This is a genomic window from Massilia sp. YIM B02763 (assembly GCF_030412015.1).
Taxonomy (GTDB): Bacteria; Pseudomonadota; Gammaproteobacteria; order Burkholderiales; family Burkholderiaceae_D; genus Telluria.
Genome location: NZ_JASNRD010000037.1, coordinates 21,905 through 29,260, shown reverse-complemented (window position 1 = coordinate 29,260; position 7,356 = coordinate 21,905). Strand labels below are relative to the sequence as shown.

Genomic DNA, 7,356 nt, shown 5'->3' with positions numbered 1-7,356 from the left:
AGCTAACCACCAACTCAATCAAGATACAAGGGTGGGCGGCTCTGCCGCCCACGCGTTCAATCCGTGCAGGCTCCGTGGCAGCGCTCGCCATAGTTGGACGCGTGGGCGGCGAAGCCGCCCACCCTACGCGACGTCGTCCTGCCGGATGTCGTCCAGCATGATTTCCCGGCGCTGCCGCGCGCTGGCCCGCCCCGCGTCCAGCAGGCGCATCACCGTCAAGGCCTGCCCGGCGTTGACGGGGTTCGCGCCCTTGCCCAGGATCGCGTCGCGTACGCCAGCATAGTATTCCTGGTAGGCGCCGTCCGGCGTCGCGACCGGGCGCGTGTCCAGCGTGCCGTTTTCCTCCACCGTGGCGATGCCGTCTTCCGCATCCACGCCCCAACGCGCGCTGCCGTCCGGCAGCAGGCCCGCCTTCAATGCCGCTTCCTGCGGATCCAGCGACTGCTTGACGTAGCTGCCGCGCGTGCCATGCAGCACGACGCGCGGGCGCGGCGCCGCGGCCAGCATGCTGGCGCCCAGTTCGACGCGCAGGCCGTCCGCATAGCGCAGCACGGCCAGAAAGGCGTCGTCGGTGCGGGCGCCGGGACGAAGCTGCACGATGTCGGCCTGGATCGCCAGCGGCGCGCCGAAATACAGCAGGGCTTCGTCGAGCAGGTGGGGACCGAGGTCCAGCCAGATGCCGCCGCCGGGCGCGTCGTCCTCGCGCCAGCGCGCCTGCGGCACGGGGCGGAAGCGGTCGAAGTGCATCGCCGCATGGCGGATCGTGCCCAGCCGGCCCTCGGCCAGCATGCGCCGCGTCCCCAGCGTGCTGCTGTCCCAGCGCCGGTTGTGGAACACGCTCAGCACCTGGCCGGGGCCGGGCATGCGCGCCAGTTGCGCCGCTTCCCGGGCGTCGAGCGTGAACGGCTTGTCGACGACCACGTGCTTGCCGGCCGCCAGCGCGGCCCGGGCCAGCGGGAAGTGGGTGGCGTTGGGGCTGGCGATGACGACCAGGTCGACGTCCGGATGGGTGGCAAGCAGCCGCGCGTCGGCGACGACCTGGACGTCCGGGCCGAGGCCGGCGTGCACCTTGGCGGCGTCGCTGCTGGACACGACCGCGAGTTGCAGGCCCGGGGTAGTGCGGATGAGGGGAGCGTGGAAGGTCTTGCCGGCGAAGCCGAAGCCGACGAGACCGACGCGTAGTGGTGTGCGTTCCATGGCGTGTCCTTGAGATCGATGCCATATTATTGCCGGTTTTTGCATGGTTTGCCGCACTCATGCATAAAAATGCCCTAAGCCGGGCATGAGCGGGAGCCTGTGGACGAACAAAAGCCCACGCGAAGTGGGCTTGTCGGGTGCCGGAAGACGAACCGGTCAGCGATGCTGGGCCAGTTCCGGCGCCGCCACCGGGGCCGCGGGCGGCGCCGGCATGGTGGGCTTGACGGCGAGGGCGGCCTGGCGGGCGGCGCTACCGTTCGAGCAGAAGCGGTTCTTGCCGGCGCGCTTGGCTTCGTACAGCGCGTAGTCGGCGATGCTGATCAGGTCGACGACGTTTTCCGCATCGTCCGGGTACAGGCTGATGCCGATACTGGTCGACAGCTGCAGCGTCAGGTCGTTGACGAAGAACGGTTCGGACAAGGCCTCGACCAGCTTGGCGGCCGGCCCCTGGGCGTCGCCCAGGCTGTGCACGTCGGCCAGCAGCACGATGAATTCGTCGCCGCCCAGGCGCGCCACCGTGTCTTCCTTGCGCGAATTGGACAGCAGGCGCTGCGANGGCCGGCCCCTGGGCGTCGCCCAGGCTGTGCACGTCGGCCAGCAGCACGATGAATTCGTCGCCGCCCAGGCGCGCCACCGTGTCTTCCTTGCGCGAATTGGACAGCAGGCGCTGCGACACCATCTTGAGGATCTCGTCGCCGTAGGCGTGGCCGTAGGTGTCGTTGATCGCCTTGAAACCGTCCAGGTCCAGGTACATGACGGCGGCCTTGTGGTGATTGCGGTTGGCGTGCTGCAGCGCGTTCTCGATGCGGTCCTCGAGCAGGCGGCGGTTGGGCAGGCCGGTGAGGGCGTCGTGCAGCGCCAGTTCCTGCTGGGCGCGGCTGTACTGGGCCAGTTCCTTGTACAGCAGGCGCACTTCGAGCATGTTGTGGATGCGCTTGTGCACTTCCAGCAGGTCGAAGGGCTTGCTGATGAAGTCGCGCGCGCCCGCTTCCAGCGCGGCGATCTTGAAGCTCGGCTGCGCGGTCAGCGCCAGTACGGGCAGGTAGCCGCCTTGCTCGATCTCCTTCAGGCCCTTCATGACCTGGAAACCGTTCAGGCCGGGCATCTGCAGGTCGAGCAGGATCAGGTCGTAGTTGTGCTCGCGATGCAGCGGACAGACCTGCTCGGGCAGCATCGTCGAGCTGACATCGGTGTAGCCTTCCTCGCGCAATATCTCTTCCATCAATTCGATATTGTCCGGGGAGTCGTCTACGACCAGGATCTTTGCGTTCAGGATGTCTTGTCGGCTCGGCATGCGTACTCTCGTCAAATCAAGGCTGGACGTTTAGCGGTCGAGATATGATTCCTGAACGCAGTCCAGCTCCAGTGCAACATTTATAGTCTAGCAGCTCGTCGAGAATTTCTTGTAGGACAGCGCCGCGTGTGCAGGTAGGAGCGCTATCGATACAGAACGAGCTGCTAGCGTACGCCGTTTCGGCCCGCCGTGGCAGCCGCGTCACGATTGAACAACGGCGCCGACGGGCCGATGACCGCCGCGACCGTGGCGATCAGCTCGCTCGGCTCGACGGGTTTCGAGATATGCGCCGAGAATCCCGCCTCCAGCGCGCGCAGGCGGTCCTCGGAGCGGGCGAACGCCGTCAGCGCGATGGCGGGCACCAGGCCGCCGGCGTCGCGCGGCAGCTGGCGCACGCGGTCGAGCAGTTCGAAGCCGTCCACTTCCGGCATGCCCAGGTCGCTGATCAGGAGCTGGGGCCGGGCGCTGCGCACCATCTCGAGCGCCTCGCGGGCGCTGCCGGCGATGTCGACGTGGGCGCCGCAATCGCTGAGGATGCGCTTGATCAGTTCGCGCGCGTCGCGGTCGTCGTCCACGACCAGCACGCGGGCGCCGGACAGGTCCAGCACCGTCATTTCCGGCGTGGCCGGGGCCGGGCGGATCATGGCGGCGCGCGCCGCGCGCGGATTCGGCGCCGCCTGCTTGGCCAGCGGCAGCTCGATGGTGAAGCTGGCGCCGCGGCCTTCGCCGGGGCTTTCCGCGCGGACGGTGCCGCCATGTTGCTCGATCAATTGCTTGACGATGGCGAGGCCCAGGCCGAGGCCGCCGTGGCGCCGCGTCATCGACGCGTCCGCCTGGCGGAAGCGCTCGAACACGTGGGTGATGAATTCCGGGCGGATGCCGGCGCCGTTGTCGCGCACGGTGATGACGACGTTGGCCTCGTTGTGGGACAGGTCGATGTCGACGCGGCCGTCGCGCGGCGTGAACTTGATCGCGTTCGACAGCAGATTCCACACGACCTGCTGCAGGCGCGCCGGATCGCCCGCCACCATGCCGGCATCGCCCGCGTAGTGCTTGTCGATGCGGATGTTCTTGGCGTCGGCGGCCGGGCGCACGGTCTCGACGGCGGCGTCGATGAAGCTGGCCGGCGCCACCGTCTGCATGTCGAGCAGCACCTTGCCGGACGTGATCCGGCTCATGTCGAGCAGGTCCTCGATCAGCTGGGCCTGGGCGCGGGCGTTGCGCTCGATCGTCTGCAGGCCCTTCTGCAGGTCGTTCTGGTCGCGGCTGCCGCGGCGCAGCACCTGGGCCCAGCCCAGGATCGCCGACAGCGGCGTGCGCAATTCGTGCGACAGCGTGGCCAGGAACTCGTCCTTCATCTGGCTGGTGCGCTCGGCCTCGGCACGCGCCAGGCGCTCGTTCTCGAGCAGCACCTTGCGTTCCTCGGCGGCGCGCTGGGCCGCCTCGTACAGGCGCGCGTTGTCGATGGCGACCGCCGCCTGGGCCGCGATGCCGCGCACGATGCGTTCGGTGCGTTCGCTGAAGATGTGCGGTTCCGGGTGGCCGAAGAACATGGTGCCCAGCATTTCGCCGGAGGGCGCGACGACCGGCACGGACAGGTAGCTGCGCACGGCCGGGTGGCCGGCGGGCAGGCCGAGCGTGCCCAGCGCGCCGGTCGGGCCGAAGCGCTCGTCGCGGGTCACGTCGTCCGAGCGCATCAGGGACGCGCCGGCCGGATTGCCCGGGCCGAACAAGCCGTCCGGCCCCGCTTCGCCGAACGCCTCGAACTCGGCCGGGCTGGCGCCCGACACCGTGTACAGCGAGAACATATTGCCGTCCGCCTGCTGCTGGGCCAGGTACAGGAACGCGCCGTGGCGCGCGCCGGCGACGCCGGTGGCGGCGTCGGTCGCCGTCTGCAGCAGCGAGCGCAAATCGCGCGTGGAGGCGAGGGCGCTGCCGGTGCTGTTGAGCAGCTCGAGCACGTGCGATTCGTCGCGCAGCGCCTGTTCGGCGCGCTTGACCTGGTCGACGTCGGTATTGGTGCCGAACCAGCGCAGCACGTGGCCGTGGCGGTCGCGCACCGGATTGATCCGGGTCAGGAACCAGCGGTACTTGCCGTCGGTGCCGCGGATCGGGTATTCCATCTCGAACGGATCGCCGCTGCGCATGCTGGCTTCCCAGCGTTCCTTGACCGCCGGCAGCACGCTCGGCTCGCACGTCGATTGCCAGCCCCAGCCGACGACCTGGTCGGGCGTCGTGCCCGTGTAGTCGAACCAGCGTTCGTTGAACCAGACGATGGCGCCGTCGGCCTGCGCCATCCAGGCCAGCTGGGGGATCGTGTTGGCCAGGGCGCGCAACACTTCCTCGCTCTGGCGCAGCGTCTCCGAGGCGCTGCGGCGCGTGGTCACGTCCTGCACCACGCCCGTCATGCCCAGCACGCCCTCGCGCGCGCCCTGGTCGGCGTAGTCGACGCGGCCCACCAGGGTGATCCAGCGTCCCGCGCCGGCGGCGCCCGGCACGCGGAACTCGAGTTCGACGTCGTTGTGCACGGCGAAGGCCTGCAGCACGGCGCGGCGCACGTTCTCGCGGTCGGCCGGGTCGAGGCGGGCGCGCAGCTCGGCCCACGGCAGCGGCACCTCGGCCGGCAGGTCGAACAGGGCGGCCGCGCGTTCGCCCAGGAACACGCGGTCGGTCGCCGCTTCCCAGCGCCAGTCGCCCAAGCGGCCGGCGTCGAGCGCCACCTGCAGGCGCGTGTTGCCGTCGCGCAGGGCCTGCTGGTCGGCCTTGCGCTGGTTGATGTCCTGGAAATACAGGGTCAGGCCATCCGGCGAGGGATGGGCGCGCACTTCGAACCAGCGTTCGAGCACGGGGTGCAGGAATTCCTGGATCGCCGTCGCGCGCGTCGCCATGGCCTGGCGGTAGACCGGTTCGAGCTGGCTGCCGCGCAGCATGGGGATCGCTTCCCACAGCTCGGCGCCCAATACGTCGGCGCGGGTGCGCTGTCCGGGCATCAGGATGTCCAGCGCGCGGCCATTGATATAGGTGATGCGCCAGCCGTGGTCGATGGCGCACACGCCGTCGGACAGGCTGTCGAGCATGTTTTCCATGCGCGCCTGGGCCTGGCGCAGCGCTTCGCGGGTGGCGGCCAGCTCCTGCTGCGCCGCCGCGTCGCCATGCGGCAGGATGTCGCGGTCGCGGCTCACGCGTACCTCGTCGGCGGCACGACGCGGCTGCCGGTGCCGACGCCGGCGCAACGCGTGGCGCGTGCGGCGGAAGGAGCGGGACAGCTGGCGGATGCGAAGTGGTTCATGGGTCGTGGTTGTGCGCGCGGGTACCGCAAAGCGGGGCCGCAAACGCGGCCCGCGGCGGGACGGGATGCCGGGCGCGAGGCACGCGGGGTCCCGCCGGTATCGCTCGGCAAGACGTAGCTGGATTCTAGCCCAGCGCGGGCCGTTCGCTGCACACCGTTGACCACTGCGTCAGGCCCGGCCGGGCGTCTTGCTCGCCACCTTGTCCAGCGCAGCCTGCAACTGGTCCAGCTCGTACGGCTTCTGCAGCGACAGATACGGGAATTCCACGTGGCGCAGCAGCGTGTCCCCATAGCCGGAAGCGAAGATCACCTGCATGGACGGCGCGTCGGCGACGGCCTTGCGCGCCAGGTCCACGCCCGACATGCCGGGCAGGCTGACGTCCGTGAACAGCACGTCGTAAGGACGCGCTGCCAGGTGGGTCAAGGCGTCGTTCGGGTGGCCCACGCCGTCGGCCTCGTGGCCGAAAGCGCGCAGCATCTCGCAGACGAGATACTGGGAGTCCAGGTTGTCCTCCACCACCAGGATGCGCAGCGCGTTGGAACCCGTGTCCGGGACGCCCAGCGCCGTCTCGGCCGTACCCAGCGCGCACAGTACGCCGGCAACGTCGCCGTTACCGCTATCACGGACCGGGGTGAAATACAGGTCGTAGGCGAGGTCCAGCCCCGCATCGCCGTCGAAGCCGAGCACGCGGGCGCCGGCGACGGCCGCCTCTCCGCTCCACGCACGCTGGAGTTCCTCGGGCGCGGCCGCCAGCGGCGCGGGAGCCCGCTGCGGCACGGCGCCGCCCGGCACCCGGCCATGGGCGGGCCCGGCCAGCTTCGCATAGGCGTCGTTGAACAGCACGGCACCGTCGCGGCCCCAGGCCAGCAGCATCGGCGCCTGGTTGTTGAACATCAGGTCGGCTGCCAGGCGCAGCGCGGGAGACCATTGCCCAGGATCGCCGACCCGGGATGCGGACCAGTCGAACGACGACGAGGAAAGGGCGGACTTGCCGGAAGCAACCATAGCAACCTGTAAATATTGTTATCGAAACGAAAAGAGGAGGAATCGTACACCAAAAATGCGACAAGGGGCGGCACGACTGGCGGGAAAGCCGCCCTCGGCGGATGGGGTGGGCCGGGGCCTCGCAGGGCCCGTGCGCGGGCCAAAAAAAAAGCCCGCTGAGTCAGCGGGCTGAATCTATCCTTGGAGGAGAATAGAGGAGACAGACGCATCATGCTGCATCGCAAAACATAAATCCAATTTCGTTTGATGATGACTGTTATCCAAGATGTCAATATCAGCTTGCCAACAGAGGCGAGCACGACACGCTTGGTGCAAAAAAGAAAATGTTTTACGATAGCAAAATGTTGAGAAACGTCTTGCTGTCGTCGGCGCGCCACGGCGACCAGCCTTTCACCCGCCACGGCCGTACCGCCGCCGCCCGCGTCCCCGGATCCGTTCTCCCTCGTGCCAGAGGAAAACGGGCGCGTGCCTCCATGCAGGCGGCATATCGAGCGCCCGTCGCCTGCCGCCGTTGCCGCGCGCACGATAGGCGCGCCGTGGCGGCGCCGGCCTGGCCCGGCTATCATCGAC

4 protein-coding genes and 1 pseudogene are annotated in these 7,356 nt (G+C 68.9%); all 5 read right to left on the bottom strand.

Translation table 11 applies throughout. The features are described 5' to 3' along the window. Positions 1-123: 123 nt before the first annotated feature. Entirely contained in the window at positions 124-1,197 is a 1,074-nt protein-coding gene (locus QPK32_RS25580) for an oxidoreductase (RefSeq protein ID WP_290415605.1), read from the bottom strand. Positions 1,198-1,353: 156 nt separating this feature from the next. Next, entirely contained in the window at positions 1,354-1,713 is a 360-nt protein-coding gene (locus QPK32_RS25575; RefSeq protein WP_290415604.1) for a GGDEF domain-containing protein, read from the bottom strand. A 217-nt stretch (positions 1,714-1,930) separates the two neighbouring features. Beyond that, positions 1,931-2,419, bottom strand: a pseudogene (locus QPK32_RS25570) (response regulator); the annotation flags it as partial. A 236-nt stretch (positions 2,420-2,655) separates the two neighbouring features. Then, positions 2,656-5,673 carry an ATP-binding protein gene (locus QPK32_RS25565; RefSeq protein ID WP_290415603.1) on the bottom strand — a complete coding sequence of 1,006 codons (3,018 nt, stop codon included), beginning with the start codon at positions 5,671-5,673 and terminating at the stop codon, positions 2,656-2,658. A 276-nt stretch (positions 5,674-5,949) separates the two neighbouring features. After that, a complete protein-coding gene (locus QPK32_RS25560; RefSeq protein WP_290415602.1) occupies positions 5,950-6,786 on the bottom strand; it encodes a response regulator in 837 nt (278 codons plus the stop codon). Between the last annotated feature and the right edge of the window lie 570 nt (positions 6,787-7,356).

Excerpts from the sequence above, each read along its gene's own strand:
- QPK32_RS25580 (WP_290415605.1), bottom strand. The coding sequence starts at position 1,197 with ATGGAACGCACACCACTACGCGTCGGTCTCGTCGGCTTCGGCTTCGCC.
- QPK32_RS25560 (WP_290415602.1), bottom strand. The coding sequence starts at position 6,786 with ATGGTTGCTTCCGGCAAGTCCGCCCTTTCCTCGTCGTCGTTCGACTGG.